30 protein-coding genes are annotated in these 26,626 nt (G+C 71.7%); 8 read left to right on the top strand and 22 right to left on the bottom strand.

The window, feature by feature from the left end; translation table 11 throughout:
* Position 1: 1 nt before the first annotated feature.
* Complete coding sequence (locus tag ACESM1_RS14735; protein WP_372621243.1) at positions 2–1,219, bottom strand: MFS transporter; 1,218 nt, start codon at positions 1,217–1,219, stop codon at positions 2–4.
* Between the two features lie 211 nt (positions 1,220–1,430).
* Between ACESM1_RS14735 and glmS the strand changes: the two genes are divergently transcribed.
* On the top strand, positions 1,431–3,254 hold the full coding sequence (gene glmS, locus ACESM1_RS14730; protein WP_372621241.1) for a glutamine--fructose-6-phosphate transaminase (isomerizing): 1,824 nt from the start codon (positions 1,431–1,433) through the stop codon (positions 3,252–3,254).
* Positions 3,255–3,275: 21 nt separating this feature from the next.
* Here glmS and wecC read toward each other — a convergent pair whose 3' ends face one another.
* The 6 genes from wecC to ACESM1_RS14700 form a co-directional block, all read right to left on the bottom strand.
* Positions 3,276–4,505, bottom strand: a complete 1,230-nt coding sequence (gene wecC / locus ACESM1_RS14725) for a UDP-N-acetyl-D-mannosamine dehydrogenase (RefSeq protein ID WP_372621240.1) — start codon at positions 4,503–4,505, stop codon at positions 3,276–3,278.
* Positions 4,502–5,677: a non-hydrolyzing UDP-N-acetylglucosamine 2-epimerase gene (wecB, locus tag ACESM1_RS14720; protein WP_372621239.1), complete on the bottom strand. Its 1,176-nt coding sequence runs from the start codon at positions 5,675–5,677 to the stop codon at positions 4,502–4,504. Before wecB ends, wecC begins: the two co-directional genes overlap by 4 nt.
* A gap of 102 nt (positions 5,678–5,779) precedes the next feature.
* On the bottom strand, positions 5,780–6,628 hold the full coding sequence (locus ACESM1_RS14715) for a LysR family transcriptional regulator (RefSeq protein ID WP_372621237.1): 849 nt from the start codon (positions 6,626–6,628) through the stop codon (positions 5,780–5,782).
* Positions 6,629–6,721: 93 nt separating this feature from the next.
* Entirely contained in the window at positions 6,722–7,411 is a 690-nt protein-coding gene (locus ACESM1_RS14710) for a DUF2076 domain-containing protein (RefSeq protein WP_372621235.1), read from the bottom strand.
* A gap of 161 nt (positions 7,412–7,572) precedes the next feature.
* On the bottom strand, positions 7,573–7,998 hold the full coding sequence (locus ACESM1_RS14705) for a CoA-binding protein (RefSeq protein ID WP_372621233.1): 426 nt from the start codon (positions 7,996–7,998) through the stop codon (positions 7,573–7,575).
* Positions 7,999–8,016: 18 nt separating this feature from the next.
* Positions 8,017–8,553 (bottom strand): zinc-ribbon domain-containing protein, encoded by a 537-nt coding sequence (locus tag ACESM1_RS14700; RefSeq protein WP_372621232.1) that lies wholly within the window; start codon positions 8,551–8,553, stop codon positions 8,017–8,019.
* A 190-nt stretch (positions 8,554–8,743) separates the two neighbouring features.
* Here ACESM1_RS14700 and ACESM1_RS14695 point away from each other — a divergent pair, with 190 nt between their 5' ends.
* From ACESM1_RS14695 to ACESM1_RS14680, 4 genes are read left to right on the top strand one after another with little or no spacing between them, the layout of a single operon-like run.
* Positions 8,744–9,502: a cell division ATP-binding protein FtsE gene (locus tag ACESM1_RS14695; protein WP_372621230.1), complete on the top strand. Its 759-nt coding sequence runs from the start codon at positions 8,744–8,746 to the stop codon at positions 9,500–9,502.
* The gene (locus tag ACESM1_RS14690; protein ID WP_372621229.1) at positions 9,489–10,349 is read left to right on the top strand and encodes a cell division protein FtsX; all 861 of its coding nucleotides are present in this window, start codon (positions 9,489–9,491) and stop codon (positions 10,347–10,349) included. Before ACESM1_RS14695 ends, ACESM1_RS14690 begins: the two co-directional genes overlap by 14 nt.
* Complete coding sequence (locus ACESM1_RS14685; protein ID WP_372621228.1) at positions 10,346–10,957, top strand: YdcF family protein; 612 nt, start codon at positions 10,346–10,348, stop codon at positions 10,955–10,957. The genes ACESM1_RS14690 and ACESM1_RS14685 overlap by 4 nt, the downstream gene beginning before the upstream one ends.
* The gene (locus ACESM1_RS14680; protein ID WP_372621226.1) at positions 10,954–11,694 is read left to right on the top strand and encodes a lysophospholipid acyltransferase family protein; all 741 of its coding nucleotides are present in this window, start codon (positions 10,954–10,956) and stop codon (positions 11,692–11,694) included. Before ACESM1_RS14685 ends, ACESM1_RS14680 begins: the two co-directional genes overlap by 4 nt.
* Positions 11,695–11,938: 244 nt before the next feature.
* Here the strand turns inward: ACESM1_RS14680 and ACESM1_RS14675 are convergent, their stop codons facing one another.
* Complete coding sequence (locus ACESM1_RS14675) at positions 11,939–12,478, bottom strand: gamma-glutamylcyclotransferase (RefSeq protein ID WP_372621224.1); 540 nt, start codon at positions 12,476–12,478, stop codon at positions 11,939–11,941.
* A gap of 94 nt (positions 12,479–12,572) precedes the next feature.
* Here ACESM1_RS14675 and ACESM1_RS14670 point away from each other — a divergent pair, with 94 nt between their 5' ends.
* The 3 genes from ACESM1_RS14670 (at position 12,573) to ACESM1_RS14660 (ending at position 15,153) form a co-directional block, all read left to right on the top strand.
* Positions 12,573–13,643 (top strand): DUF2125 domain-containing protein, encoded by a 1,071-nt coding sequence (locus ACESM1_RS14670; RefSeq protein WP_372621222.1) that lies wholly within the window; start codon positions 12,573–12,575, stop codon positions 13,641–13,643.
* Between the two features lie 92 nt (positions 13,644–13,735).
* Entirely contained in the window at positions 13,736–14,770 is a 1,035-nt protein-coding gene (locus ACESM1_RS14665) for a hypothetical protein (protein WP_372621221.1), read from the top strand.
* On the top strand, positions 14,767–15,153 hold the full coding sequence (locus ACESM1_RS14660) for a c-type cytochrome (protein WP_372621219.1): 387 nt from the start codon (positions 14,767–14,769) through the stop codon (positions 15,151–15,153). The genes ACESM1_RS14665 and ACESM1_RS14660 overlap by 4 nt, the downstream gene beginning before the upstream one ends.
* Before the next feature lie 39 nt (positions 15,154–15,192).
* Here ACESM1_RS14660 and ACESM1_RS14655 read toward each other — a convergent pair whose 3' ends face one another.
* From ACESM1_RS14655 to ACESM1_RS14590, 14 genes are all read right to left on the bottom strand, one after another.
* A complete protein-coding gene (locus ACESM1_RS14655) occupies positions 15,193–15,666 on the bottom strand; it encodes a hypothetical protein (protein ID WP_372621217.1) in 474 nt (157 codons plus the stop codon).
* 31 nt (positions 15,667–15,697) lie between these two features.
* A complete protein-coding gene (locus ACESM1_RS14650; protein ID WP_372621216.1) occupies positions 15,698–16,387 on the bottom strand; it encodes a type I secretion C-terminal target domain-containing protein in 690 nt (229 codons plus the stop codon).
* Between the two features lie 95 nt (positions 16,388–16,482).
* Positions 16,483–17,673 carry a hypothetical protein gene (locus ACESM1_RS14645; RefSeq protein ID WP_372621214.1) on the bottom strand — a complete coding sequence of 397 codons (1,191 nt, stop codon included), beginning with the start codon at positions 17,671–17,673 and terminating at the stop codon, positions 16,483–16,485.
* A 132-nt stretch (positions 17,674–17,805) separates the two neighbouring features.
* On the bottom strand, positions 17,806–19,293 hold the full coding sequence (locus ACESM1_RS14640; RefSeq protein ID WP_372621213.1) for a carboxypeptidase M32: 1,488 nt from the start codon (positions 19,291–19,293) through the stop codon (positions 17,806–17,808).
* Entirely contained in the window at positions 19,290–20,006 is a 717-nt protein-coding gene (locus tag ACESM1_RS14635; RefSeq protein WP_372621211.1) for an SURF1 family protein, read from the bottom strand. Before ACESM1_RS14635 ends, ACESM1_RS14640 begins: the two co-directional genes overlap by 4 nt.
* Positions 19,981–20,214 carry a hypothetical protein gene (locus tag ACESM1_RS14630; protein ID WP_372621209.1) on the bottom strand — a complete coding sequence of 78 codons (234 nt, stop codon included), beginning with the start codon at positions 20,212–20,214 and terminating at the stop codon, positions 19,981–19,983. Before ACESM1_RS14630 ends, ACESM1_RS14635 begins: the two co-directional genes overlap by 26 nt.
* A 91-nt stretch (positions 20,215–20,305) precedes the next feature.
* On the bottom strand, positions 20,306–20,689 hold the full coding sequence (locus tag ACESM1_RS14625; RefSeq protein WP_372621208.1) for a DUF983 domain-containing protein: 384 nt from the start codon (positions 20,687–20,689) through the stop codon (positions 20,306–20,308).
* Between the two features lie 10 nt (positions 20,690–20,699).
* The gene (locus tag ACESM1_RS14620) at positions 20,700–21,536 is read right to left on the bottom strand and encodes a cytochrome c oxidase subunit 3 (protein WP_372621207.1); all 837 of its coding nucleotides are present in this window, start codon (positions 21,534–21,536) and stop codon (positions 20,700–20,702) included.
* Positions 21,537–21,658: 122 nt separating this feature from the next.
* Complete coding sequence (locus ACESM1_RS14615; protein ID WP_372621206.1) at positions 21,659–22,282, bottom strand: cytochrome c oxidase assembly protein; 624 nt, start codon at positions 22,280–22,282, stop codon at positions 21,659–21,661.
* Between the two features lie 31 nt (positions 22,283–22,313).
* Positions 22,314–22,442, bottom strand: coding sequence for a hypothetical protein (locus ACESM1_RS14610; RefSeq protein WP_372621205.1), 129 nt, complete (start codon positions 22,440–22,442; stop codon positions 22,314–22,316).
* Positions 22,439–23,389, bottom strand: a complete 951-nt coding sequence (locus ACESM1_RS14605; protein WP_372621203.1) for a heme o synthase — start codon at positions 23,387–23,389, stop codon at positions 22,439–22,441. Before ACESM1_RS14605 ends, ACESM1_RS14610 begins: the two co-directional genes overlap by 4 nt.
* Positions 23,390–23,450: 61 nt before the next feature.
* Positions 23,451–25,043 (bottom strand): cytochrome c oxidase subunit I, encoded by a 1,593-nt coding sequence (ctaD, locus tag ACESM1_RS14600; RefSeq protein WP_372621201.1) that lies wholly within the window; start codon positions 25,041–25,043, stop codon positions 23,451–23,453.
* A gap of 37 nt (positions 25,044–25,080) precedes the next feature.
* Positions 25,081–25,986 carry a cytochrome c oxidase subunit II gene (gene coxB / locus ACESM1_RS14595; protein WP_372621200.1) on the bottom strand — a complete coding sequence of 302 codons (906 nt, stop codon included), beginning with the start codon at positions 25,984–25,986 and terminating at the stop codon, positions 25,081–25,083.
* Between the two features lie 217 nt (positions 25,987–26,203).
* The gene (locus ACESM1_RS14590; RefSeq protein WP_372621199.1) at positions 26,204–26,536 is read right to left on the bottom strand and encodes an ArsR/SmtB family transcription factor; all 333 of its coding nucleotides are present in this window, start codon (positions 26,534–26,536) and stop codon (positions 26,204–26,206) included.
* Between the last annotated feature and the right edge of the window lie 90 nt (positions 26,537–26,626).

Below are 26,626 nucleotides of genomic sequence, written 5' to 3'. Positions count from 1 at the left end.
CCTACTCGGCGGGCACGACACGCGCAGCCCGCGCCTGCCGCGCCGCGCCCGCCGCCGAGCCCATGCAGAACAGGGATGCCATGAGCAGCCCCGCCGCCGCCGGCATCACCAGCCAGGCGAGGCCGAAATCGATCAGGAAGCCGAAGGGCACCGGCGTGACCGCCTGGCCGAGCGGCAGGCCGGAGGAGACGAAGCCGAACACCTTGCCCATCTCCCCGGGCGGCACGGCATCCTTCAGCATCACGTCGCGCGGCGTGCGGGAGGCGCCCATGGCCAGCCCCGCGCCCAGCGACACAACGGGCAGCATCCACTCCGGCATCGGCACCGTGCCCATCGCGACCATCAGGGCGGCGGCGGTGGTGGTCAGGCCGACGATGAAGGCGAAATGGCGCGTCGAGCGGTCGGCGAACCAGCCGCCCACCAGCACGCCGCCGGTCGCCCCCACCATGTAGCCGGTCAGCGCCAGCGAGGCGACCGCCACCGGCGTGCCCCACAAGGTGCCGAACACGGCGATCGAGAAGGCCTGGAAGGCGGTGCCAGCCATGCCGCTCAGCAGGAAGAAGCCGAAGAACAGCAGGATCGGGCGCGAGAGCAGCAGCTCCCGCCCCGTCGGGCCGGCCGCGCGTTCCTTCGCCTTCACCGTCCTCGGCAGGATGCGGCACTGCCAGAACACCGCCGCCGCCACCGGCACGCCGAGCAGGCCGAGGATCAGCAGCGCCGGACGCCAATCCATCACCAGCAGCATCGCCGCGATCACCGGCGGGCCGAAGGCGAAGCCGAGGTTGCCGGTGAAGGTATGCACCGCGAAGGCGCGGCCGATGCGCGACTTGTCGATGGCGGAGCCGAGGATGACGTAATCCGCCGGGTGGATCACCGAATTGCCCACCCCGGAGACGATCGCCAGCAGCAGGATCGCCCAGTAGCCCGGCGACGCGGCCATCGCCGCGATGGACAGCGCCATCAGAAGGATGCCGCCCACCAGGAAAGGCCGCGCGCCGTGCCTGTCCACCAGGAAGCCCACCGGCGTCTGCAGCGCCGCCGTCACCCCGCTCATCAACGCCACCGCCAGGCCGAGCTCGGCGAAGCTCACGCCGAACTCCTCCCGCCAGACCAGGAACAGCGGCGGCAGGCAGAGCATGTAGAAATGGCTGAGGCAGTGGCCGGTGCCGATCAGCGCGAGGATCCGCGCGTCTCGGCCCGGCGGCGCGGATTCGGCCATGCCGAGGCGGGCTCCGTGGAGACTCCGCAAAGGCTGCGCCGGGCGGCGGCGGCGGTCAATGCGCAGCTGTGCAGGTGCGGCATGCCGGGGAAACGCGACGAAACAGCGCGTGATTCCCCCTGCCATCCCCAGGCGGTTTCGCAGGCGCCGCGAACCGGCTAGAGGGAGAACGGCCCCCCGGCTACAATCAGCCAAGGAGACCAGGCGCACCATGTGTGGGATCGTCGGTGTGATCGGCCGGGCCGAGGCGGCGCCATTGCTGCTGGATGCGCTGCGGCGCCTGGAATATCGCGGCTATGACAGCGCCGGCATCGCCACGCTGGTGGAGGGCGGCATCGAGCGCCGCCGCGCCGAGGGGAAGCTCGGCAACCTGGCTTCCGTGCTGGAGCGCAACACGCTGCCGGGCACCACCGGCATCGGCCATACCCGCTGGGCCACGCACGGCGCGCCCACCGAACGGAATGCCCACCCGCACGCCACCAGCCGCGTCGCGGTGGTCCACAACGGCATCATCGAGAACCACGCCGAACTCCGCGCCGAGCTGGAATCCGAGGGCGCGCTGTTCGAGACCGAGACCGACACCGAAACCTTCGTCCGCCTGCTCGACAAGCTGCTGGCCGATGGCGCGGAGCCGGTGGCCGCCTTCGGCGCGGCGCTGAAGCGCGTGCATGGCGCCTTCGCCATCGCCGCGGTCTTCGCCGGCCATCCGCGCCTGCTGCTCGCCGCCCGCCAGGGGGCGCCGCTGGCCGTGGGCTTCGGCGAGGGCGAGATGTTCGTCGGCTCCGACGCGCTGGCGCTGGCCCCCCTCACCCGCCGCATCGCCTATCTCGACGAAGGCGACTGGGTGGTGCTGACCGGGGAGGGCGCGCGCTTCCACGATGCGCAGGACGTGCCGGTGGAGCGCGAGATCGTGCAGACCGCGGTTTCCGGCGCGGTGGTCGGCAAGGGCAACTACCGCCACTTCATGGAGAAGGAGCTGCACGAGCACCCCGCGGTGCTCGGCGACACGCTGCGCCAGTACCTCGATCCGCGCACGCTGGAGGTGCGGCTGCCGCGCCTGCCCTTCGACCCGGCCCGCGTGCCGCGGCTCACGCTCTCCGCCTGCGGCAGCGCCTTCCTCGCCGCGCATGTCGGCCGCTACTGGATCGAGAAGCTGGCCCGCATCCCCTGCGACGCCGATGTGGCCAGCGAACTGCGTTACCGCGACCCGCCGCTGCTGGAAGGCGGCGGCGCGATCCTGGTCTCGCAATCGGGCGAGACGGCGGACACCATGGCGGCGCTGCGGCTGCTGAAGGCCGGCGGGCAGAAGGTGCTCTCCGTCGTCAACGTACCGGAAAGCACCATGGCGCGGGAGAGCGACGCCGCCGTGCTGACCGTGGCGGGCCCGGAGATCGGCGTCGCCTCCACCAAGGCCTTCACCGCGCAACTCGCCGTGCTGGCCTGCCTGGCCGTCGGCTTCGGCCGTGCGCGGCGGGAGCTGTCCACGCTCGACGAGGGAAGGCTGACCCAGGCGCTGCTCTCGGTGCCCTCCCACGCCGCGGCGGTGCTGGAGAAGGACGAGCAGATCCGCGAGCTGGCCGCCGAGGTGGCGAAGGCGCGCGACGTGCTGTTCCTCGGCCGTGGCAGCCTCTACCCGATCGCCATGGAAGGTGCGCTGAAGCTGAAGGAGATCAGCTACATCCACGCCGAGGGCTATGCCGCCGGCGAGATGAAGCATGGCCCCATCGCGCTGATCGATTCCCAGGTGCCGGTGATCGCGCTGTGCCCCTCCGGTCCGCTGTTCGAGAAGACCGCGAGCAACCTGCAGGAAGCCGCGGCGCGCGGCGGCCGCATCATGGCCTTCACCGACGCCGAGGGCGCGCCGGCGCTGTCGCGCTTTGCCGAGCGGGTGATCGAGTTGCCGAGCATCGGGGCCTTCTCCACGCCGATCCTCTATGCCATTCCGGTGCAGCTGCTGGCGTACCATGTCGCGGTGCTCAAGGGCACCGACGTGGACCAGCCGCGCAACCTGGCGAAGAGCGTCACGGTGGAGTAGGCGCGCGGCGTGGCGGGGCTGCTACCCCCTCAGCAGGCCCACCGCATCCACCACCGCCTTGCCGCCGAACAGCGCGCGATCCAGCCCGCGGAACGCGGTGTGCGCCACCAGGATCGCCACCACGTCGGCCTCCGCGATCGCCGCCGCGGGATCGCGCAGCACGGCACCCACCACCGCATCCGGCAGGCGGGCCACGAAGGGATCGCAAACGCTCACGGCCATTCCCTCGCGCAGCAGCGCCTCGGCGATCACCACCGCCGGACTCTCGCGCAGGTCGCCCACATCCGGCTTGTAGGCCAGGCCGAGGCAGGCCACCCGGGGCGCCGCGAAGCGTGCGGCCGCCTGTCGCAGTTGCGCCACCACGCGATGCGGCGTCGCGTCGTTGACCTCGCGCGCCGCGCGGACCAGCCGCGCCTCCTCCGGCGCGCCTTCCACGAGGAACCAGGGATCCACCGCCACGCAATGCCCGCCCACGCCCGCGCCGGGCGAGAGCACGTTCACGCGCGGGTGCCGGTTCGCCAGCCCGATCGCCTGCCACACATCAAGACCGAACCGCCCGCAGACCGCAGCAAGCTCGTTGGCGAAGGCGATGTTGACGTCGCGGAAGGCATTCTCGGCGAGCTTCACCAGCTCCGCCATGCGGCAATCAGCCAGCACCGGCGCGCCCCGCACGAAGCCGCGATAGACCTCCGCCGCACGCGCCGCGCAGCCCGCCCCGAGGCCACCGATCACCCGGTCGTTGTGCACCAGCTCGTGCAGCGCACGGCCCGGCATCACCCGCTCCGGGCAATGCGCGACATGCACGCAGCCCGGCAGGGATGGCCCGCCATGGGCGGGGAACACCAGGTCCGGCCGCCGCCCGGCCAGCCGCGCCGCGAGTCGTTCCGTCGTGCCGACCGGCACGGTGCTTTCCAGGATCACGCAGTCGCCCGCGCGCAGCACCGGCGCGACGGCGTCCGCCGCCGCCCAGACATGCGACAGATCGGCGCGGCGCACCTCGCCGAGCGGGGTCGGCACGGTGATGAGGTGGAACTCCGCGGCCGCGGGCACCGCCTGTGCGCGCAGACGCTCCCCGGCCCGCGCCAGCAGCGCATCAAGGCCCGGCTCGTGCAGGCCGGCGCGGCCCGCATTCACCCGCGCCACCACCTCGGGCGCGGTGTCGCACCCCACCACGCGATGCCCGGCCTCGGCCAGCAGCGCCGCGGTGGGCAGGCCGACATGGCCGAGCCCGACGACACAGACATCGCTCAAGCCGCGTCGCTCCGCCTGTTGCGGCGCGCGATGACCCAGTCCTCGATCGCTGCGGCGATGCGCTGCGCGGCGCTGCCGTCGCCGAAGGGGAAGGCGTGCCGCGCCATCGCGGCGTAGGCCGCGTCGTCGTCCAGCAGCCGTGCCACCTCGGCGCGAATCACGCGCGGATCGGTGCCGACCAGCTTCACCGTGCCGGTGGCCAGCGCCTCCGGCCGCTCCGTCACCTCGCGCATCACCAGCACCGGCTTGCCGAGCGCCGGCCCTTCCTCCTGCAGCCCGCCGCTGTCGGTCAGCAGGATCGTGGCGCGGCCCATCAGCCAGACCATCTCGAGATAGCCGAGCGGCTCCACCAGATGCACGTTCGGCCGCCCGGCAAGCCGGCGCAGCGCGGGGATGCGCACGGCGGGATTGCGGTGCAGCGGCCAGAGCACCTCCGCATCGCCGCGCGCCGCGATCGCCGCCACCGCGTCGCAGATCCGCGCCAGCCCCGCCTCCAGGCTCTCGCGCCGATGCGCCGTCGCCACCACCAGCCGACGCTCGGGATCGAGCGGCGGCAGCGACGCCTGCAGCCGAGCCGCCAGGCCCGGCTCGGCAGCGATGCGCGCGGCGGTGTCGAGCAGCGCGTCGATGCCGGTGTTGCCGGTCACCAGGATGCGGCCGCGCGCGGCGTATTCGGCGCGCAGATTGGCGGCGGCCTGATCGGTGGCTGCGAACATCAACGTGGACATCGCATCCACCGCCACCCGGTTCAGCTCCTCCGGGAAGGGCCGGTCGAGATCGAAGGAGCGCTGCCCGGCCTCCACATGGCCGATCGCGATGCGCGCATGGAAGGCGGCGAGTGCCGCGGCCATGGCGGTGGTGGTGTCGCCATGCACCAGCACCAGGCTGGGCCTCTCCCGCTCCAGCACGGCGGTGACGCCGAGCAGCACCCGGGCGAACAGCTCGCTCAGCCCCTGCCCCGGCGCCATCAGGCCGAGATCCTCGTCGCAGCTGGCACCGAAGGCGGACAGCGTCTGGTCCAGCATCTCCCGGTGCTGTCCGGTGGAGAGCAGGAAGAGCGCGAAGCCGCGGCGGCGCAGCGCGGCGGCAACCGGCAGCATCTTGATCGCCTCCGGGCGCGTGCCGAAGACGAGCATCACCCGCTCCGCCGCAGCCTGCGGTGGTCCTGCCATGGAATGCCGTCGCCCGTTGCTACCGGCGCGGTGCCGCGCCGCAACAAGAGTCGCGGAAAGCGCTCCGTTTCTCAACCCTCAATTGACGAAAAGGAGCGGAATTCAGCTTCCCAGGCTCTCCCGGATGAAGCCGACCAGCGGCGCCACCACCTGGTGCCGCCCAGCGGGGTCACCGAACACCGCCATCTCCACCACGCCGAGCTCAGGCATGCCCGGCACCTCCACCAGGCCCGGCGGGAAGCCGGAGCGGCCAAGCACCGTCAGCGCGAAGCCCGCCTGCGCCGCCGCGGCGAGGCCCAGCAGGCTGTCGCAGGTGAACACCGCCTCGAAGGGCAGGCCGGCGCGGCCGAGCGCGGCCAGCGCACGCTCGCGGAACAGGCACCCCTCCGGCAGCAGCGCGAGCGGCAGCGGGCGGTCTTCGGGCTGCGTCCAATCGGGCGCCGCCGCCCAGACCACCTGCTCGGTCCAGATCGGGGTGCCCGCCGTCTCGCCGTCGCGGCGCTTGCCGAGCACCAGGTCGAGCGAGCCTGCCGCCTGCTTGGCGCGAAGCTCATGGCTGCGCCCGACCTCCACCTCCAGCCGCACCTCGGGGTAGGTCCGGGCGAAGCGGGCCAGGATGGGCGCCAGGCTGCGCGGCACGAAATGGTCGGCGACGCCAAGGCGCAGCCTGCCTGCAACCGGCGGCGCGACCAGCCGGCGAACCGCCTCGTCGTTGAGCGCCAGCAGCCGACGGGCGTAGCCGAGCAGCAACTCGCCCTCCCGCGTCAGGGAGACGGTGCGCGTGGTGCGGTCGAAGAGCGGGCGGCGGACCACCTCCTCCAGCCTCTTCACGCGCAGGCTGACGGCCGACTGCGTCAGGCCGAGCGCCTCGCCGGCAGCGGTGAAGCCGCGCGCCTCGGCGACGAGGACGAAGCAGCGGAGCAGGTCGAGGTCGAGGTCGGGAAGCCGCATGGCCTGCGCAGATGGCGCGGCAATGCGGTGGCGATCAAGGCATGAAAAAGCCCCGGCGCCGCACGGCGCCGGGGCTCGGACCCGAGCGGAGGCTCAGATCTCGTCGTCGTAGCCGCCGCCGTCATCATAGGCGCCGGCGTCGTCGCCATGGTTCTGCGCGTCATCCGGCTGCGTCGCGGCGCCCGGATCGGTCCAGGGCGAGGAGGTCGGCACCGCATCCTGCGCGAAGTCACCGGCAGCCGTCGCCGCCTCGGCCGCGCCGCCGGAGAAGGCGGACATCAGCGCATTGCCGAGCATCATGCCGCCGGCGACGCCCACCGCCGTCATCATCGCGGTGCCGAGGAAGCCGGAGCCGCCGCGTCCCTGCAGGGCGCCCGGATTGTAGCCCGGCGGATACTGCGGCTGCGGGCGCGGCGGCATCGCCGCCGGGCGCGCGCCGCCGCCACCGAACAGGCCGCCGAGCATGCCGCGATTCTGCTGCGCGGCGCCCTGGCGGCGGGCGTTCTCGACCTCCCACTCCAGCTGCTGGATGCGGTTCTGCATCTCAACCAGCGCGTGCTCCTGCACGAAGGCCATCTGGGTGAGGCGGTAGCGCGCCTCCGGATGGCGGTCCATCAGATCGGCGAGCAGCCGGTCGGCCTCCGGGTCCACCGGGGGCAGCGGCGCCTGCGCCTGCTGCCCGCCGAGCGCCCCCCAGGGCGAGGCCGGGCGCGCCGCGGCGCCGGCAGCGCCGCTCACCCGCTCCACGAAGCTGGTGATGATCCGGCGTTCCTCGTCCGTCATTGTCGTCTCTGTCCTCTCGATCCGCTTGGTTCGGGCGGGGGCGGGCGATCCCGGCAAGGCGCCCCTGCAAAACCTTACCGGCAGTTCATCAACCGCCGGCAACGTGGCCCGCTGTCCGGCGCTTTTCAAGCGGCCGGCGGGTGAGGCTGTGTCGTCCGGCTTCAGCCGATCCGCGCCGGCAGGCCGAGGCGCCGCCACTCGATGACGGGGCAGCGGTCCATCACCACGACAAGCCCCGCCGCCCGCGCCCTGCCCGCCGCCGCCTCGTCCACCACGCCGAGCTGCAGCCAGACGGAGCGCGCGCGCAGGCGGATCGCCGCATCCACCGCCGCGCCGGCCTCACTGCTGCGGCGGAACACGTCCACCATGTCAAGCGGCTGCGCCTCGTCCAGGCTGGCCAGCACGGTGCGGCCATGGATCTCGCGCCCTGCCAGCACCGGGTTCACCGGCACCGCCTCGTAGCCGCGGGCGAGCAGGAAGCCGAACACCCCGTGGCTCGGCCGCGACGGCCGGTCGGAGGCACCGACCACGGCGATGCGCCGGGTCGAGAGCAGCAGGTCGCGGATCGCCGAATCCTCGTCGGTCATGCCTGTTCCTGTCCGGTCTCACTGCACGCCCAGCGCCTGGTAGAGCCGCGCTGCCGGCGGCCAGAACGCGGTGATCTCGGCGTGGTAGCGCCAGGTCGCCCAGCCCGCCGCGGCGACCAGCGCGAGCGAGAGCAGCCAGGCCAGCGCCACCGCGGCCGTGGAGCGCTCCGGCTCCTCCGGCGAGGGCTCCGGCGATGGCGGATCGATCGGCGAGTGCCGCGTCGGGCCGCGGGTGGGCGGCGGCCGGTCGCGCTCCGGTCCCATCGGCTGGTCCACGGCAGGCGGCGCGCGGCGCGGCGGCTCCGCCGGCGGCGGCGGCTCGGGTGGCGGAGGTGGGGGCTCGGGTGGCGGCGGTGGCGCTGCCTCCTCCGGTGCGGCGGCCGGCGGCGGCGCGGCGGGCGGCGGCGGCGCTGCCTCGGGCGCCGGCGGGGCGCCGGGGAGGGCCGCCTGGAACTGGTGGCCGCAGCGCGCACAACGCAGCAGCCGCGGGCCGGTCGCGAGCAGCGAATCCGGCACCTCGTATTCGGCGGAACAGTTCGGGCAGGCGATGCGCATCCGGTGGGACCGTTTTCGGCGAAACGGACGGCAAGGCCGCCCAGTACATTCAAACACGCGGCGGCCGGCTGCGCACACCCCCGTGTGAGCAATGACGCTTCGGCCCGCCGGCGCGCGCGGGCACCTCTTGGCGTGCCTGCGTGCATTATAGCCTCTTGGCGCGCCTGCGCGCGCGGGGCAGGAAGCACCCATGGTCCGCTTCGAGGCGGTCGGACTGCGCTACCCCGGCGGAGGTCCCCAACGCGGCGACTGGGGCCCGGAAGCATTGTCCGACATCACCTTCGCCCTTCCGCGTGGCTCCTTCACCTGGCTGCTTGGCGCTTCCGGCGCCGGCAAGTCCTCGGTGCTGAAGCTGATGCACCTGGCCCTGCGGCCGAGCCGCGGCGAGGTGGAGGTGCTCGGCCTCCGCCTGGCGCGCGCGCCGCGCAGCGCGCTGCCGGCGGTGCGACGGCGCATCGGCGTGGTGTTCCAGGATTTCCGGCTGCTGCCGTATCTCTCCGTGTTCGACAACATCGCCCTGCCGCTGCGCCTCGCCGGCCGGCCGGAAGCCTCGCTGCGCGCCGACGTGACGGAGATGCTGCGCTGGGTCGGGCTGGAATCGAAGGCGCCGGCGGCGCCGCAGGAACTCTCGGGCGGCGAACAGCAGCGCATCGCCATCGCCCGCGCGGTGATCGCGCGCCCCGACCTGCTGCTGGCCGACGAGCCCACCGGCAATCTCGATTCGCGCCAGGCGCGGCGCCTGCTGGCGCTGCTGCGGGAGATGAACCGCCTCGGCACCACCGTCGTCGTCGCCAGCCACGACGAGGAGCTGGTGGCGCGCTTCCCCGCCCCCTCGCTGTTCCTGCATGAGGGCCGGCTGCACGACCCGGACAATGCGCGCGCGCTGCATGCCGCCGGCGACGCCTTCGGCGAGCCCGGCGAGGGGGACGATGCGCTTGGCCCGGCGTAGGCGCTACTCGAGGGACCCGCTCGGGCTGCGGCGCGCCCTGTCGGGACCGTTGCTGCCGGGGCTGGTGGCGGCGATGGCCCTGCTTGCCGCGCTCGCCGTGGCCGGCGCGCAGGGGGCCGCCGCGCTGGCGGAGCGCTGGCAGCGCGGTGCCGGCGCCGCAGTGACGGTGCAACTGCCCGATGCCGACGCCGCCGCCACCGAACGCGCCGTCACGGCGCTGCGCGGCATGGAGGAGGTGGCCGAGGCGCAGGCGATGGATGCGGCGCGGCTTGCGGACCTGCTGCGCCCCTGGCTCGGCGGCACCGCCGGCCTGCCGCTGCCGGCGGTGATCGAGATCCGCCTGCGCGACCCGCGCGCCGATCCGGTGCTGGTCGGCGACCGGCTGGCTGCGACCGTGCCCGGCGCGGTGGTGGAGGCGCATGGCCTCTGGGTCGGGCGGCTCGCGGCGCTGGCGCGCAGCCTGCAGGCGCTGTCCTGGGTGGTGCTCGGGCTGGTCGCGGCGGTGGCCGCGGCGGTGGTCGCGGTGGCGACGCGCGCCGGCCTGGCCGCTCGGCGCGACGCGGTGGAGGTGCTGCACGGCCTCGGCGCGCGCGACGGCGAGATCGCCGGGCGCTTCGCCCGCCGGCTCGGGCTGATGGCGGCGGGCGGAGCGCTGCTCGGCACCGCGGCGGCGGTGCCGGCGCTGGTTCTGCTCGCCGACCTCGCAGCGCCCTGGACCGGCGCCGCGGCCGGCGGCTGGGCCTCGCTGCCCTGGCCGGCGCTGGCCGCCGTGCCGCCCTTCGCCTACCTGGTCGGCTGGGCCACCGCCCAGGCCACCGTGCGCCGCTGGCTGAGGCAGCTGCCTTGATCCGCTGGCTGCGCTGGGCCTTGCCGCCACTGGCATTGCTGGCGGCACTGGCCGGCGGCTTCCTCTGGTTCCTCGGCATGGCGACGGCCGAGGCCGAGGCGCCGGCGCGCCGCACCGAAGCCATCGTCGTGCTGACCGGCGGGGCGGAGCGGGTGGCCACCGGGCTCGCCCTGCTCGAAGCCGGGCTGGCGCCGCGGTTGCTGGTCTCCGGCGCGGCGCCGCGGCTGACCCTGGCGGAGCTCGCCCGCGCCCATGGACGCGAGCCGGCGACGCTGGCAGACCGCGTCACCCTCGGGCATGCCGCGGCGACGACCGTGGGCAACGCCGCGGAGACCGCCGCGTGGCTGCGCGCGGCGGGGATCGGACCAGGCGCGGCGGTGCGGGTGGTGACCGCCGGCTACCACATGCCGCGCGCCCTGCTCGAGTTGCGCCGGGCGCTGCCGGGGGTGGAGTTGCTGGCGCATCCGGTCGGCCCCTCCGGCCTGCGTGCCGGCGCCATGCCGCGGGCGCGCGTCGCGCAGCTGCTGGTGGGCGAATACCTGAAATATGGCCTGGCGCTGACGGGGCTCTCCGCCCTGGTGCCGGCCAGGGAGGCCTCGCGCCGATGACCCTGTTGCGGTCCCTGCTGTTCAACGCCGCCTTCTTCGTGCTGACGGCGTTGCTGGCGCTGTTCGCCCTGCCGCTGCTGGCCGCCCCGCGCAGCGCGATGCTGTGGCTGGGGCGGACCTGGTCGTGGATGGTCGCCGCCCTGCTGCGCGTGATCTGCGGCGTGCGGGTGGAACTGCGCGGGATGGAGACCATCCCGCCCGGTGCCTGCGTGATCGTCGCCAAGCACCAGTCGGCCTTCGACACCGTGATCTGGCTGGGCCTGCTGCCCCGGCCCGCCTATGTGCTGAAGAAGGAGCTGCTCTCCATCCCGCTCTATGGCTGGCATGCGCGCCGCATGGGGATGATCCCGGTGGACCGCGCCGGCGGCGGCCCGGCGCTGCGGGCGATGCTGCGCGCCGCGAAGGTCGCGCTGGACGACGGTCGCCAGGTGGTGATCTTCCCCGAGGGCACCCGCACCGCGCCCGGCGAGCGCGTGCCCTACCAGCCCGGCGTGGTGGCGATCGCCGGCGCGTCGGAGGCGCCGGTGATCCCGGTGGCGACCGACAGCGGCCGCGTCTGGGGCCGCCGCGCCTTCCGCAAGCGCCCGGGCGTGATCCGCATCTCCGTCCTGCCGCCGATCCCGCCAGGGCTGCCGCGGGCCCGCCTGCTGGCCGCGCTGGAGGAAGCGATCGAGACCGAGACCGACCGATTGTATGCCGAGGAGGCGTCGCGTCCTGTGGATAAGGCTGTGGGCTAGCCTTTCGCGCCAACGGCGAAGCACGACCGCCAACCCCTTACAAATGACAAATTTTTTGCAGCGCAAATCCTGGGGGCAAGCGTTCTCCCCAGGCCAAGGAAACCGGCAAGTAGCTGAATTATCTCAGTAAATGCCTTGACAGCAGGTGAATCGCAGGTTCGGCGCGGAGAAGTGGCCCCACGCCCTGCCCCGCCCATTGCCATGCCGGGGCGAATGTGGATGGTTCGGCCCGCGGGCGGGACGTTCAGGCGGCGCCCTGTGCGGCCGGCAGCAGCGCCGCGATCCTCTCCAGCCCGGCATCGCGCACGCCAAGTTGGGTCAGGTGGCCGAGCGTGTTGAGCAGGTAGTCGCGGTTTGCGCCCATCTGGCCGATCCCCTGGGCGATGACCGCCGCCGCCTTGGCCGGGTCCAGCTTCGGCACGTAGTTCCGGCAGGCGCGGTTCACGACATAGGCCACCGCCGGCACCACCGTCCCCGGCATGTCCAGCACCCGCACCGGCACCAGGCGGCGGTGATAGACGACCTCCGCCCCATCGGGCAGTTCCCGGTCATCGAGGTAGCGCAGCACCTCCGCCGCCTCGCGGCCGGGCACGCGGAAGGCGACGCCATGGCAGGCCCCACCGCGGTCGAGCCCGAGCACGAGCCCGGGCTGCTCCGGCGTGCCGCGGTAGCGGTGCGACCACAGGCAGAAGCTGCGATGGAAGCCGCGCAGCAGCGCGCGATGCTGTCCCGCATGGTCGAAGCCTGGACGCCAGATCAACGAGCCGTAGGCGAACACCCACATGTGCCCGCAGGGCGCGAGCGGCGGGTGGTCGGCTGGCCGATGATGCGGGCGGGAGATCTGCACGGGCGGGCAGGCGTGGGCTATAGGCCGTGGCGTGATCGACCGGAAGCCCCCCTCCCGCCTGCCCGGCAGGCTGTTGCTGCTGGGGCTGATCGCCCTGCTCGCGCTCGGCGCCGGGCACACGCTGCTGTGGCGCGCCATGGCGGAGCAGCTGGAGGCCGGGTGGCAGGCCTGGGTGTCGCTGCGCCGCGCCCAGGGCTGGCGGGTGGAGCACGCGCCGCCGACGCGTGGCGGCTGGCCGCTCTCCGCCACGCTCACCCTCGATCGCGTGCGCCTGGAAGGGGCCGCGGCCACGCTGCCCGGCGGCGCGGCACTGGCCGCCGAGCGCGTGGTCCTGCGGGTGACGCTGCCCTGGCTCGACCGGCTGCATGTCTCGCTGCCCGGCCAGCAGCGGCTGCGGCTCGGCGCCACCGAATACCCCTTCACCGCCGACACGCTCGCCGCCGTGGTGCCGCTGGAGCCGGACACGCCGCCGAGCGCGGCCGAGGTGACGGCGGAGCGCCTGCGCATCGGCACCCCGGCGGGCGGGATCGAGCTGCGGAGCGCAGCGCTCTCGGCGCAGGGCAGCAATTCCGCGACGGAGCAGGAATCCGCACTGGCCTTGACCTTCTCGGCCACGGACATCGAGCTGCCGGCCCCTGCCCCCGGCACGCCGGCGCCGGTGTTCGGCCGCCGCATCGCCGCGCTAGCGGCCGATCTCTCTGTCACCGGGCCACTGCCGCCCGGCCGCGCCCCCGCGGCGCGGGCCGCGGCCTGGCGCGATGGCGGCGGCACGGTGGAGCTGCGGGCGCTCGACATCAGCTGGGGTCCGGTCGGCGCCGCCGCCGCGGCGACGCTCACCTTCGACGAGGCGCTGCAGCCGATGGGCGCCGGCACGCTGCGCCTGACCGGCGCGGGCGCGGCGCTGGAGGCGCTGAGCGCGGCGGGCCTGGTCGGCAGCCGCGCCGCGCTCACCGCCCGCAGCGTGCTGCCGCTGCTCTCCCGCCCCAATGACGAGACCGGCGCGCCGGAGATCGAGGTGCCGGTGACGCTGGAGGACCGCATGCTGACCTTTGCGCGCATCCCGGTGCTGCGGCTGGACCCGCTGCACTGGCCGGGGCGTTGACGCCCACGCGGCCTGCCCGGCGCTTACATTACGACGCTTGCGGCGCCGTCACCGCGGCATAGAGTCGAGGGCAGCTGCAAGGGAGGATCCCCATGCGTCGCCGCGACCTCTTCGCCCTGGGAGCCGCCGCGCTGGCGGCACCGGCACTTCCCCGCCTTGCCGTCGCCCAGCCGGCCACGCCGCCCGGCTATCGCGTGACGTATTTCGACGCCAAGGCGCCCGGCGTCACCGGCCGCGTCGGCTCCCGCGACATCACCGCGGCGGGCGACGGCACCTTCTGGTTCTGCGGCCAGCGTAACGGCACGCTGAACCGGCTGGATCCCCGCGACGGTTCGATCCGCGCGATGGATCTGCGCGCGCCGGGCGCAGACCGCGCCGCGCCGCATGGCGTGATCCGCGGGCCGGACGGCGCCGCCTGGGTGACGGAAGGCGGGCAGAACGCCATCGCCCGCGTGGATGCGGGCGACCACCGCGTGCAGGTCTGGAAGCTGCCGGAGCGGTTTCCGAACACCAACCTCAACACCGGCGTGTTCGACGATCGCGGGACCTACTGGTTCACCGGCCAGAACGGCATCGTCGGCTGCTTCGGGCCGGCGACCGAGCGGATGGATGTGTGGGAGGCGCCGCGCGGCCGCGGCCCCTACGGCATCACGAGGACGCCGCAGGGCGGGGTCTGGTACGTCTCGCTTGCCGGCAACCACCTGGCGCAGATCGACACCGAGGCGACCAACGCGGCCGAGCTGCGCGTGCGCATCGTGGAGCCGCCGACGCCGCGCCAGGGCGCGCGCCGCGTCTGGAGCGACAGCGCCGGGCGGTTGTGGATCAGCGAATGGAACAGCGGCAACGTCTCCATGCATGATCCACGCGACGGCACGTGGAAGGTTTGGAAGCTGCCGGGCGAGCGGCCGCGCGCCTATTCGGTCTGGGTGGATCCCGCAGACAAGGTGTGGCTGACCGATTTCGGCGCCAACGCCATCGTCCGCTTCGACCCGGCGACGGAGAGCTTCCTCGGCTTCCCCTCCGACCGGCCGGGCGCCAATGTCCGCCAGATGGACGGCGTCGCCGGCGAAGCCTGGGGCGGCGAGAGCGGCACCGACCGCATCGTCAGGATCGAATACGGGCTGTGAGGCTGGCCTTGGCGGCCGCGCTGCTGCTGGCGCTGCCGGCAGCGGCGCAAGACGGCCGCGCGCTGTTCGAGCAGCGCTGCGCCTCCTGCCACGCCGTTGCGGCGGGTGCGGAGGAGATGGCCGGGCCGAACCTGCATGGCGTGCTGGGGCGCCGCGTCGGCGGTGACCCGGGCTTCGACTACTCGCCCGCGCTGCAGGCAGCCGGCCGCGCGGGCGAGCGGTGGGACACCGCCCGCCTCATCCGCTTCCTGGACGATCCGGAGGAGATGTACCCCGGCGTCTGGATGGGCGCGAACGGGCTGCCCGCCGCAGCGGAGCGGCGGGCCGTGGTTGAGTTCCTGCGCGGCGGGCGGGAGGGCGCCCTTCCGGTGGCGCAGCCCTGACCGCTCCGCCGACGCGTCAGATACCCCGGAGGGGTGATCTCAGCGTCCGCTTCCGCCGCCGGCGCCGGCGCCGCCAGCGCCGCCGGCACCACCGCCTGGGCTGCCGCCCGGACCCGGTCCTGCGGCAGCACCGCCAGGCTGGGGTGCGCTGGAGCGGGTGCGGTCACGGTCACGATCGCGATCACGGTCGCCATCGCGATCACGGTCACGGTCGCGGTCACGATCACGGTCGCGCGTCCGGAGGGCCTCGCTGCGCTGCGCAGGCGTCATCGCGTTCCAGCGCTGCCGGATCTGCGCGTCCTCCAGGTCGGGCGCGCCGACGCGGAAGGCATTCCGCACTCGCTCGCGCGCCTCGACCGGCAGCGCGTCGAAGTCCTGCCCGAGGGCGGTCGCGCCCATGCCCTGCCCGGCCGCGGTCCGCGCCGGTTGCGCCAGGACCGACGGTGTGGCGCCGAGCACCGGGATGGCGGCCAACGCCGAGAGGAGCGCCAGCCTGCGGTTCATCTGTCTCATGGGTTTCTCCTTTGCCTTCAGTGCGATCCGTTCAGAAGATGAAGTCGGCGGCGGACAGCGCGGCGGCATCCAGGCCGAGCAGCACGATGGTGAGTTCCGCCGTGTGCTCACCCTCAAGGCTCCCGTCGAGGTCCACCTTCACCAGCGTGTCCTCGCCATCCTGCTCCACCCAGACCGCCAGGGCGGTCGGCGCATCGGCGAAGCCGTCAAGGTCAAGCGCGCTGAGGTCGATGTCGTCGAGGCCGGTCTGGAAATCCGCGATGGTCTCGCGTCGCCCGGCGGGGTCTTCGCCCTCGTGGCCGTCGCTCTCCTCGCCACCGCCCTCCTCGCCACCGCCCTCCTCGCCGCCAGGGCCCGGGCCGTGGTCGTCGTCGGTGTGGGCCGTGTAGACGAAGAGGTCGGCCCCCTCTCCGCCGACCAGGGTATCGGGCCCCATGCCGCCGACGAGGGTGTCCTTGCCGTTGCCGCCCTCGATCAGGTCCGGGCCGCCGCCGCCCATGAGGTAATCGCGGCCATTGCCGCCTTCGACGGTGTCAGGGCCACCGCCGGCACCGAGCGTGTCCTCGCCATTGCCGCCGACGATGTGCTGGCGACCGCCACCTGCGCCATGCCCCAGGATGATCTCGTCGGACTGGTTCGTACCTTCGATCAGTGTGACCTCGTGCTCGTGGTCCTCCGCCGCCGCCGCGAGCGGCAGGGGGGATGCAGGCTTCTTCGCCATGGGCTTGCCCCGTCGGGTTCAGGCTTCGGATGGCCCGGCGGAACCCCGCCGGGCGACCTGGCCGGCCGTGCCGGCCAGGTCGGGATTCTCGCGGCTCAGCCGACGAGGGCGTCCGCCGCCGTGGGCGCCGGGATCTCCACCGCTCCGAGGCTCTCGTGCATGATGTAGATCACCGCACGGGCATCCTCGACCGCCTGGGCCCAGTCGTTGATGCCGGCGGCGGTCGCGGCGAAGGTCTCGAAGCTCTGGCCGTCGGTGGAGAGCTGGATGTACTCGTCGTTCCAGTTCACACCGCTGCCCGCGTCGTTCACGCCGTCGCCGTCGTCGTCGCTGCCCCAGACCGCATCAAACACGGTGGACTGCACGAGTTCGAGGGTAGACGGATCGCCGTCCAGATCCTGGTACCACTGCATCCAGACGTCGCCGTAGCGCTCTTCGCGGTCGTAGTCGTAGGTCTCGGTGGTGCCGTTGGTGAAGCTGAAGTAGTCGATCTGCAGCGTGCTGCCCGACCCCGTCACCTCGTTCACGCCAAGGGTCGTGTGCTCGTAGAGCACGGCGTCCATGGTGATCGGCACGAACTTGGAGAAGCCACCGGCGAGCAGCCCGGTCGGATCCCAGCCGGAAGCGAGCAGATCGGCGAGTTCCGCCGGCAGGTTGGCGTCGGCATTGGCCAGCACGTCCGTCCAGCTGTCGCTGCCGCCGGTGTTCATGATGAACTGGTAGAGGGCGAGGTTCTCGAGCGGCGAGTCGATCGTCACGCCGTCCACGACGATGCGGCCGGCGGTATCCGTCGTAATGTCGGTGCCGTTCGCGATCTTCGTCAGTGCGGCGTCGAGCGACTTCTCCATCACCTTGGTCGGTGCGCGCGCCACGTTGGCCCGCTCCAGCTCGACTTCCTGTACGTAGATCAGCTGGTCGGCCGGGATCTCGTACTCTCCCTCCTCGGCCTCGACGAAGTAGATCGGGAAGGTCGCGCCGGTCGCCTCGTCGTAGCCGATCGGGATGACCTGGCCGTTGCCGTCCAGCGCCGGCTCGCCGTCGCCGCCGCCGCCCGACGGGTCGAGGTCACGCAGCAGGACCCATTGGTCGCCGAAGAGGTCGCCCTTCTTGCTGCCGGCACCCGGGGGCTTGCCGCCGCCCATGCCGCCTCCGCCCCCCGCACCGCCGCCGGGGCCGCCACCGCCGCCGGGACCGCGTGCGGCCTCGGTCGGCGCATCAGGCGTGAAGGCATAGTTGTCAACAAGCGCGTGCGCGCCGGCGCCGGAGGCTGTCTGCGATTTGGCCATTGGCTTGCCCTCATTTGATTCTCAACCGGGCAAACCATGCGCCGAATGGCAGGCGTTTAACTTGATCAATGTCATATATTAAGAATTCGTGATGTTATATTTTTTGGCCGTTCCGGGCGCGGCAGACTGCGCTCAGGCCGAGAGATACCTTGTAGCCAGATGCGCCGTGAAATCCGCCGGGTCGAGCGGTTTGCCCGTCGCGTGCCGCAGCAGGTCCTGGAAGCCGAGTCGCGCCCCCTCTCCGTGCACATGCAGGTTCAGCCAGCGCATCATGCTGGAGAGGTCTCCCTTGCGCAGCTGCGCATCGAGCTCCGGCACGTCGCGCCGCAGCGCCGCCATCAGCTGCGCCGCGGCCATCGCGCCCAGCGTGTAGCTGGGGAAATAGCCGAAGGCGCCGTCATGCCAGTGGATGTCCTGCAGGCAACCCTGCGCGTCGTCCGGCGGCACGATTCCTAGCATGTCGCGCATCGCCTGGTTCCAGGCCGCGGGAAGATCTGCCACCTCGAGCTCGCCCGCGATCAGCGCGCGCTCCAGCCGGAAGCGCAGGATGACATGCGCGGGATAGGTCATCTCGTCGGCATCCACGCGGACGACGCCGCGTGAGACATGGCGCCAGAGCCGCGCCAGGTTCTCCGGCGACGTCGCCTTCGCCTCCGCCCTGAACGCCGAGCGCAGCCTGCCGCCGAGGAAGGCCAGGAAGGCATCCGATCGGCAGGCCTGCATCTCCACGATCAGCGACTGCGATTCATGCGCCGCCATGCCGGCCGATTCGCCCACCGGCTGGCGCGCGAAGCCGGCGGGCAGGTGGCGCTCGTACATCGCGTGGCCGGTCTCGTGCAGCACGCCGAGCAGCGCCTTCGCCGGATTTTCCTCGTCGTAGAAGGTGGTGATGCGCACGTCTGAGGGATTGCCGCCGCAGAAGGGGTGCAGCGACTCGTCGAGCCGCGCATGGCTGAACTCAAGCCCGATGCGCTCGGCCATCTCGCGGCAGAGCGCACGCTGCGCCGCCACCGGGAAGCGGCCGGAAAGCGGCAGCGGCGCGGGACGTTTCGCCTGGATCGCCTCGGCACGCGGCAACGCTTCGCGCAGCCAGGCCTCGTAGGCGGCGAAGACCGGCTCGACATCGGCCGAGGTGACGCCGGGCTGGTAGCCATCCATCAGCGCGTCATAGGGATCCATGCCGAGCCGCTCGCCCAGCGCGCGCGCGATCTCGCGCTGCAGCGCCACGACCTCGGTCAGCAGCTTCTCGACCTTGCCGAAGTCGGCATCCGCCTTGGCCTCGCGCCACACCTTCTCGCAGGCGGAATTGGCGCGGCTGCTGGCCTCCACCAGCGCAACCGGCAGCGCGGTGGCGCGCGCATGGGCGCGGCGCATCAGCACGAGGTTCGGCGCGTCCCATTCGCCATCGGCTTCTGCCGCGGCCAGGTCCTCCTCGGTCCGCGGCGCGGTCAGCAGTTCATGCGCCACGCCGGCCAGCGCCGCCAATTGCTCGCCGCGCGCGTGGCCGCCGCCCGGCGGCATCATCGCGCTGGCGTCCCAGTGCAGGATGCCGGCGGCTTCGTTGATCGCGCCGATGCGGGCGAAGCGGGCCTTCAGGCGGTCATAGGCGGCGTTGCTCATGCGGGTTTCCGTCTCAGCGCGAAGGCCGCGAGCACGCCGAGAAGCGACAGCGCGAGCCCATACCAGGTGATCGCATAACCGAGGTGGTTGTTCGTCGGTCGCGGCAGCGTGCGCGACGGGTCCGGCAGGCTGCCACCGGCAGGACCGAGCGCGACCAGCCCGAAGGGCGCCACCTCCGCCAGGCCGAGCGCCGCGCCGATCGCCGGGGGGTCGAAGGTATAGAAGCGTCGCCCGGCGGGATCGTCGGTGGCGGAAAAGAGATTCGGCCGGTCGCCCGGATGCACCCAGCCTTCCACCGTCACCTCGCCCTCCGGCCGGGCGACGGCGTGCTGCCGCTCCAGCGGCACCCAGCCCCTGTCCACCAGGATCGGCGCCGCGCCTTCGCGCAGCAGCGGCGTGACGAGCCGCGCGCCCAGCACCGGCCCGCGCACCTCGAGGCCGAGCAGGCCTTCACGGGCATGGTCGAAGCGGCCGCTGACGCGAACCTTGGCCAGCATCTCCGGCGGCTCGGCAAGCGGCGCGGCTGGCGCGGCCTCGCTGGCGGCGATGCGGGCGATGAGGTCGTTCTTCCAGCCCAGCCGCTCCACCTGCCAGGTCCCGAGGAACAGCAGCAACAGCAGGACCGGAACGGCGGCGAGGACGGCGATCAGCAGCGGGCGGCGCATCGTGCCATGGATGTGGGATGCGTCACTCGCCGCCGCCACCTCCGCCATCGCCTCCGGAGCCACCCGAGTCGCCGCCGTCGTCGTGGCCGCCGCTGGAGCCCTCCGCCCCCGCGCCGCCCGGCAGGCCGCCGATCATCCAGCCGAACCCGGCGGCCAGCGCGGTGCCCCCGGCGAGCCAGACGGCGCCGAGGCCGCTCGTCCCGCCGACCGCCAGGATCACGCCGCCCAACAGGGCAGCGAGCATCGGGCGCTTCATGTCACTCCTCTGGCATCGCGACGGTCGGATCGAGCCTCGGGCGGTTCGCGGGATCGTGCAAGCGGTGCGCCTCTGACGCTGCCGCCCGCGCTCAGCGCACCACGCCGGCGCGGTGGCGCCATTGCGCCCAGATCAGCGCCGCCTTGGCGAGGCGCATGGTGACCACCGCAGCCGGAATCAGCAGCGCCGGCCACAGCACCAGATGCACCCAGAAGGGTGGCTCCAGCCGGAACTCCACCAGGAAGGCGCCGATGACCGTCAGCGCGCCGAGCAGGAAGATGGCGGCCACCGCCGGCCCGTCGCCGGCATCCTGATCGGCCAGGTGCAGCCCGCAGACGGTGCAGACCGGCGCAACATCCAGCAGGCCGTTGAACAACCGACCCTTGGCGCAATGCGGGCAGCGCCCGCGCAGCACCACCCCCCAGAACGGCGCGACCCTGCCCGCGCCGGCGGACAGGGTCGCTCCAGGACGCATCGAAGGGCGCTCAGTGCTCGGCGATGACGCCGGCGCCCCACCAGTAGATGAAGATGAACAGGAACAGCCACACCACGTCCACGAAGTGCCAGTACCAGGCCGCCGCCTCGAAGCCGAAATGGCGCTCGGGCGAGAAATGGCCGCGGATGGCGCGGACCAGGCACACCGCCAGGAAGCAGGTGCCGACGAACACGTGGAAACCGTGGAAGCCGGTCGCGAGGAAGAAGGTGGAGGGATAGATGCCGCCGGTGAACTCGAACGGCGCCTCGTAATATTCGAACAGCTGGAAGCCGGTGAAGCTGATGCCGAGCAGCACGGTCAGCGCCAGGCCGGTGATCAGCGACTTGCGGTCGTTCTGCAGCAGGGCGTGGTGCGCCCAGGTCACGGTCGTGCCGGACAGCAGCAGAATCATCGTGTTCAGGAAGGGCAGGCCGAAGGGGTCGAAGGTGTGCACCCCGGATGGCGGCCAGATTGCCGTCTCCGCTCCGGAGACATGGTTCGGGAAGAGTGCGAAGTGGAAATACGCCCAGAAGAACGCGACGAAGAACATCACCTCCGACGCGATGAACAGCACCATGCCGTAGCGCAGGCCGAGCCGCACCACCGGGGTGTGCATGGAGGCGTCGCGGCTCTCCTTCAGCACGTCGCGCCACCAGAAGAACATCACCGCCAGCATCGACGCCAGGCCCACGCCGAGCATCCACCAGCTGTTGTTGTGCGCCACCAGGATGATGCCAAGCACCAGCGCACCGCCGGCGAAGGCGCCGAGCAGCGGCCAGGGCGAGGGATCCACCAGATGATAGGGGTGCTTGTAGGGGCTTGCGCCCGTCTCGCTATGGCTTGCCATCGCTCGTCCTGGGTGGTCGCGCCGGGGCTTCGCGCCCCTGGCCTTGTGCCGGCATCAATCCGCGAAAAGCCGCCGCAGATCAAGCCCGCGACGGGCTGAACGGTGCCCGGTGGAGGGCAGAATCAGCGCGTCGCCGTGGGCGGGCCCTGGCGGCCGACATGCGGGCCGGCATTGGCCAGTGCACCGGCACGCTCGGCATCGTTCAGGCTGCGGAAGAAGGTGTAGTTGATCGTGATGGTGCGGATGCCACGGGTGTTGGGATCCTCGGCGATCCGCGGGTCCACCCAGAAGGCCAGCGGCATGTCGGCCTGCTGCCCCGGAGCGAGCGTCTGCTCCTCGAAGCAGAAGCAGGCGGTCTTGTGGAAATACTTGCCCACCACTTCCGGCGTGACGTTGTAGGTGGAGACGCCGGTGGCCGGCCGGTCCGACAGGTTGCGGGCATGATAGAAGCCCATTCCCTCCTCGCCGACGCGCAGCTGCACCGAAGGCTGCGCCGGCTCGAAGCGCCAGGGCAGGTCGGGTTGGGTATTGGCGTTGAAGCGGACGGTGACCAGCGCCTCGCCCGCCTGGGCGGGTGCCGCTTGGCCGATCATCGGCGTGCCGTTGAAGCCGGTGACGCGGCAGAACAGATCGTAGAGCGGCACCGCGGCGAAGGAGACGCCGACCATCCCGAACACCACGGCGAAGACACCGGTGGCGACGCGGCGGTTGCGCCTGGCGAGGAGAGTTCGGCGTTCGGCGTCCATGGTCGTCACTTGGCTCCTGCGGCTGCTGCGCTCAAGTCCGCAGCAGCCGCGCCATCGAAATGAAGTAGAACAGCACGACCAGCGCGATCAGCGTCAGCAGGATCGCCCAGTTGCGCGCGCGGCGGCGCTTCTCGAAGGCGGCGCGTTCCTCGGGGGTCATGACAGCCACAGCTTGTCCACGGCGAGCGCGCCGAACAGCACGAACAGGTAGTAGAGCGAGAAGCGGAAGGTCGCCCGTGCCGCCGCGTCATTGACCAGGCTGCGGCCCGCCTCGTCCTGCTTCTCCCGCAGCACGCGGACCGCATGCCAAAGGAAGGCAGCGCCGAGGATCGCCGCCACCAAGGCGTAGGCGGGCCCGCTGAAGCCGACGAGCCAGGGCGCCAGGCCGAGCGGGAACAGCGCGACGGTGTAGAGCAGGATCTGCTTGCGGGTTTCCCTCGCGCCATGGGTGACCGGCAGCATCGGCACCTTGGCGCGGGCGTAGTCGCCATGCGCCCAGAGGCTCAGCGCCCAGAAATGCGGCGGCGTCCACATGAAGACGATGGCGAACAGCAGCAGCGGCACCAGCGAGACGTCGCCGGTCGCGGCCGCCCAGCCGATCAGCGGCGGGAAGGCGCCGGCGGCGCCGCCGATCACGATGTTCTGCGGCGTCCGCCGCTTCAGCCACATCGTGTACACCAGCACGTAGAACAGGATCGAGAAGGCCAGCCAGCCCGCCGCCACCCAGTTCGTGGCGAGGCCCATCACGGCGACCGACGCAATGGCGAGCGTCAGCCCGAAGCCGAGTGCGGCATTCGGCGCGATCCGGCCGGCCGGGATAGGCCGGCGCGCGGTGCGGCGCATCACCGCATCGATGTCGCGGTCGTACCACATGTTCAACGCGCCCGCCGCGCCGGCGGCAACCGTGATGCAGAGAATCGCGGCCACCGCCAGCGCCGGCGGCAGCCTCACCGGCGCGACCAGCAGCCCGATGATGCCGGTGAAGACCACCAGCGTCAGCACGCGCGGCTTGAGCAGCGCGATCCAGTCGCGGACCTCGGAGAGGTCGGCCTGATATGCATCGAGGGGGGCTCGCGCCCCCCCCTTCTCGATGGTTGCGCCGCTCATGCTGGCGTCCTCCGGGTCCGCGCCAGGTCACGCCTGGCGCGGGAGCTGGTTCCGCGCGTGTTCAGCGAACGCGCGGCAACTCGTCAAAGGTGTGGAAGGGCGGCGGGGAGCTGACCTGCCATTCGAGCGTGGTTGCGCCCTCGCCCCAGGGATTGGCGGCCGCCTTCGCACCCTTCGTGAAGGTCACGTAGATCACATAGAAGAAGAACAGGAAGGAGGCGACCGAGATGTAGGACCCGACCGAGGCAACAAGGTTCCAGCCGGTAAAGGCGTCCGGATAATCCGGGTAGCGGCGCGGCATGCCCTGGTTGCCCAGGAAGTGCATCGGGAAGAAGGTCAGGTTCACGCCGACGAAGGTCAGCCAGAAATGGATCTGGCCCAGCTTCTCGGGGTACTGGCGGCCCGACATCTTACCGAGCCAGTAGTAGATGCCGGCATAGATGCCGAACACCGCGCCCAGGCTCAGCACGTAGTGGAAGTGTGCCACCACGTAGTAGGTGTTGTGCAGGATCTGGGTGATGCCGGCATTCGCAAGCACCACGCCCGTCACGCCACCGACCGTGAACAGGAAGATGAAGCCGATGGCGAACAGCATCGGCGTCTCGAACCTCAGGCTGCCGCCCCACATGGTGGCGATCCAGCTGAAGATCTTGATGCCGGTCGGCACCGCGATGACCATCGTCGCCGCCATGAAGTAGGCGCGCGTATCGACGTTCATGCCCGAGGTGTACATGTGGTGCGCCCAGACGATGAAGCCGACGAAGCCGATCGCCACCATCGCGTACGCCATGCCGAGGTAGCCGAACACCGGCTTGCGGCTGAAGGTGCTGACGACGTGGGAGATGATCCCGAACGCCGGCAGGATCATTATGTAGACCTCGGGGTGGCCGAAGAACCAGAACAGGTGCTGGAACAGCACGGGGTCGCCGCCACCGGCCGGGTCGAAGAAGGCCGTGCCGAAGTTGCGGTCGGTGATCAGCATCGTGATCGCGCCCGCCAGCACCGGCACCGCCAGCAGCAGCAGGAAGGCGGTGACCAGCATCGACCACACGAACAGCGGCATCTTGTGCAGCGTCATGCCGGGTGCGCGCATGTTGAAGATGGTGGTGATGAAGTTCGCCGCGCCGAGGATGGAGCTCGCCCCCGCCAGGTGCAGCGAGAACAGCGCCAGGTCCATCGCCATGGATGGGTGATAGGTGTTGTCGGTCAGCGGCGGGTAGATGGTCCAGCCGCCGCCGGGCCCCTCGGCGACAAACAGGCTGGCGCCCAGCATCAGGAAGGCCGGGACCAGAAGCCAGAAGCTGATGTTGTTCATGCGCGGGAAGGCCATGTCCGGCGCGCCGATCATCATCGGCACGAACCAGTTGCCGAACCCGCCGATCAGCGCCGGCATGACCACGAAGAACACCATGATCAGGCCGTGGGCCGAGACGAAGGAGTTCCACATCTGCCCGTCGGCGAAGATCTGCATCCCCGGCTGCTGCAGCTCGAGCCGCATCAGCAGCGACAGGCCGACGCCGATGATCGCCGCGAAGATCGAGAAGCCGATGTAGAGGGTGCCGATATCCTTGTGGTTCGTGCTGAACAGCCAGCGCTGCACGAAGCCGGGCTTGTGGTCGTGGTGCTCGTCGTGGGCGTGTGAGGCGGTCGCCATCGGGGTGTGTCCGATCCTTGCGGTTCAGGGGCGCGCCTTAGCGGCGCGCCTCGGCGAGAGTGGTTTCGGCGGGCTGCTGCTGCGCCAGGGCGGAGGGTGGCGGGCCAGGCGGCAGACCCTGGGCGAAGCGCGTCCGGGCCTGCGCGACCCAGGCTTCGAACTCCTCCCGCGGCACGGCGCGGACCTCGATCGGCATGAACCAGTGGTTCACGCCACAGATCTGGTTGCACTGGCCATAGTAGATGCCGGGGCGGTCGGCGCGGATCCAGGTCTCCAGCGTGCGGCCGGGAATGGTGTATTTCTGCACGCCGAGCGAAGGCACGAAGAAGCTGTGGATAACGTCCTGGCCGGTGGTCAGGATGCGGATGTTGGCACCGACCGGCACGACCAGCGGGTTGTCCACCGAGAGGCTGCGGATCTGGCCCGCCGCGATCTCCTCGTTCGGCACCGGATAGCTGTCGTAGTTGAAGTTGCCATGGTCGGGGTAGCCGTAGTGCCAGTACCACTGGCGGCCCTGCACGTTGATGGTCATCTCCGCGTCCACCGCGCGATCCTGGTAGTAGATCAGCCGGAAGGACGGGATCGCGATCACCACCAGGATCAGCACCGGAACCACCGTCCAGGCGATCTCCAGCATGGTGTTGTGGCTGGTCTTGGACGGGTTCGGGTTCGCGCTCGCGCGGTATTTCCACATCACCCAGACCAGCAGGGCGGCCACGAAGATCGTGATCACCACGATGATCCAGAACACCAGCGAGTTGAACGAGGAGATCGCATCCTTGATCGGCCCGCCGGAGGGCTGCAGCCCGATGCCCCAGGGCAGCGGCGCGCCGATCATCGGCGGCGGCTCGGCCGCCGCCTGCGCCAGCGCGGCGCCGGCACCACCAGCCAGCAACGCCAGCCCCGTTGCGACGGTCCCGGCGACCCGGGCCATCCTTTGCATGAGAGCGCTGATTGCCTGCCTCATTCTGCCGTCCCGCCGCTACGGCCAGGGCCGCGCGGTTTTTTTCAACCTGCCATGGGTGGGGCTGGGCAAGGGGGCGCACGCGGCCAATCGCGGACCGCGTCGCCTCATGCTCCCCACGACCGACCTATAGAAGCCGACTTCGCACCGCACAAGTGAGGCCAGGGATTGGAAAGGCAAGACGGCCTTGCCGCGCTCACCCGCCGGGCGCGGCCTCCGCCTCGGCCTCGCCCTCGGCGACGTGGTCAACCATGTCGGTGAGCATCGAGCGGATATGGCTGTCGCCAACGACGTAGAAGACCTGCCGTCCGCGCCGTTCGGCCTGCAGCAGGCGCGCCGCGCGCAGCAGCCGCAGATGGTGCGAGACCAGAGAGGCGGAGATGTTCAGCCGCTCCGCCATCTCGCCCACCGGGACGGGCGCGTCCAGCGACGCGAGGATGATGCGCAGCCGCGTCGGGTCGCTCATCAGGCGGAACATCTCCGCCAGCTCCACCACCTGGTCCTCGGCGATCCGGTCCCGCACGGCCATCGCGACGTTCCGTTGCTGTCGCCCAAGCATCCGCCGTCGCCGCCCGCGCGTCCAGCATCCTACCCGGCACGCCTTCGCACTTGACGGCGG

This window comes from Falsiroseomonas sp., assembly GCF_041690465.1.
Lineage (GTDB): Bacteria > Pseudomonadota > Alphaproteobacteria > Acetobacterales > Acetobacteraceae > Falsiroseomonas.
This window is presented reverse-complemented; position numbering and strand designations above follow the sequence as displayed.

Bases quoted from the DNA above. Each gene is read 5' to 3' on its own strand.
- ACESM1_RS14735 (WP_372621243.1), bottom strand. From the start codon at position 1,219: ATGGCCGAATCCGCGCCGCCGGGCCGAGACGCGCGGATCCTCGCGCTG.
- glmS (WP_372621241.1), top strand. From the start codon at position 1,431: ATGTGTGGGATCGTCGGTGTGATCGGCCGGGCCGAGGCGGCGCCATTG.
- wecB (WP_372621239.1), bottom strand. From the start codon at position 5,677: ATGGCAGGACCACCGCAGGCTGCGGCGGAGCGGGTGATGCTCGTCTTC.
- ACESM1_RS14715 (WP_372621237.1), bottom strand. From the start codon at position 6,628: ATGCGGCTTCCCGACCTCGACCTCGACCTGCTCCGCTGCTTCGTCCTC.
- ACESM1_RS14710 (WP_372621235.1), bottom strand. From the start codon at position 7,411: ATGACGGACGAGGAACGCCGGATCATCACCAGCTTCGTGGAGCGGGTG.
- ACESM1_RS14705 (WP_372621233.1), bottom strand. From the start codon at position 7,998: ATGACCGACGAGGATTCGGCGATCCGCGACCTGCTGCTCTCGACCCGG.
- ACESM1_RS14700 (WP_372621232.1), bottom strand. From the start codon at position 8,553: ATGCGCATCGCCTGCCCGAACTGTTCCGCCGAATACGAGGTGCCGGAT.
- ACESM1_RS14695 (WP_372621230.1), top strand. From the start codon at position 8,744: ATGGTCCGCTTCGAGGCGGTCGGACTGCGCTACCCCGGCGGAGGTCCC.
- ACESM1_RS14680 (WP_372621226.1), top strand. From the start codon at position 10,954: ATGACCCTGTTGCGGTCCCTGCTGTTCAACGCCGCCTTCTTCGTGCTG.
- ACESM1_RS14675 (WP_372621224.1), bottom strand. From the start codon at position 12,478: ATGTGGGTGTTCGCCTACGGCTCGTTGATCTGGCGTCCAGGCTTCGAC.
- ACESM1_RS14665 (WP_372621221.1), top strand. From the start codon at position 13,736: ATGCGTCGCCGCGACCTCTTCGCCCTGGGAGCCGCCGCGCTGGCGGCA.
- ACESM1_RS14655 (WP_372621217.1), bottom strand. From the start codon at position 15,666: ATGAGACAGATGAACCGCAGGCTGGCGCTCCTCTCGGCGTTGGCCGCC.
- ACESM1_RS14650 (WP_372621216.1), bottom strand. From the start codon at position 16,387: ATGGCGAAGAAGCCTGCATCCCCCCTGCCGCTCGCGGCGGCGGCGGAG.
- ACESM1_RS14645 (WP_372621214.1), bottom strand. From the start codon at position 17,673: ATGGCCAAATCGCAGACAGCCTCCGGCGCCGGCGCGCACGCGCTTGTT.
- ACESM1_RS14640 (WP_372621213.1), bottom strand. From the start codon at position 19,293: ATGAGCAACGCCGCCTATGACCGCCTGAAGGCCCGCTTCGCCCGCATC.
- ACESM1_RS14635 (WP_372621211.1), bottom strand. From the start codon at position 20,006: ATGGCGGAGGTGGCGGCGGCGAGTGACGCATCCCACATCCATGGCACG.
- ACESM1_RS14630 (WP_372621209.1), bottom strand. From the start codon at position 20,214: ATGAAGCGCCCGATGCTCGCTGCCCTGTTGGGCGGCGTGATCCTGGCG.
- ACESM1_RS14625 (WP_372621208.1), bottom strand. From the start codon at position 20,689: ATGCGTCCTGGAGCGACCCTGTCCGCCGGCGCGGGCAGGGTCGCGCCG.
- ACESM1_RS14620 (WP_372621207.1), bottom strand. From the start codon at position 21,536: ATGGCAAGCCATAGCGAGACGGGCGCAAGCCCCTACAAGCACCCCTAT.
- ACESM1_RS14615 (WP_372621206.1), bottom strand. From the start codon at position 22,282: ATGGACGCCGAACGCCGAACTCTCCTCGCCAGGCGCAACCGCCGCGTC.
- ACESM1_RS14610 (WP_372621205.1), bottom strand. From the start codon at position 22,442: ATGACCCCCGAGGAACGCGCCGCCTTCGAGAAGCGCCGCCGCGCGCGC.
- ACESM1_RS14605 (WP_372621203.1), bottom strand. From the start codon at position 23,389: ATGAGCGGCGCAACCATCGAGAAGGGGGGGGCGCGAGCCCCCCTCGAT.
- ctaD (WP_372621201.1), bottom strand. From the start codon at position 25,043: ATGGCGACCGCCTCACACGCCCACGACGAGCACCACGACCACAAGCCC.
- coxB (WP_372621200.1), bottom strand. From the start codon at position 25,986: ATGCAAAGGATGGCCCGGGTCGCCGGGACCGTCGCAACGGGGCTGGCG.
- ACESM1_RS14590 (WP_372621199.1), bottom strand. From the start codon at position 26,536: ATGGCCGTGCGGGACCGGATCGCCGAGGACCAGGTGGTGGAGCTGGCG.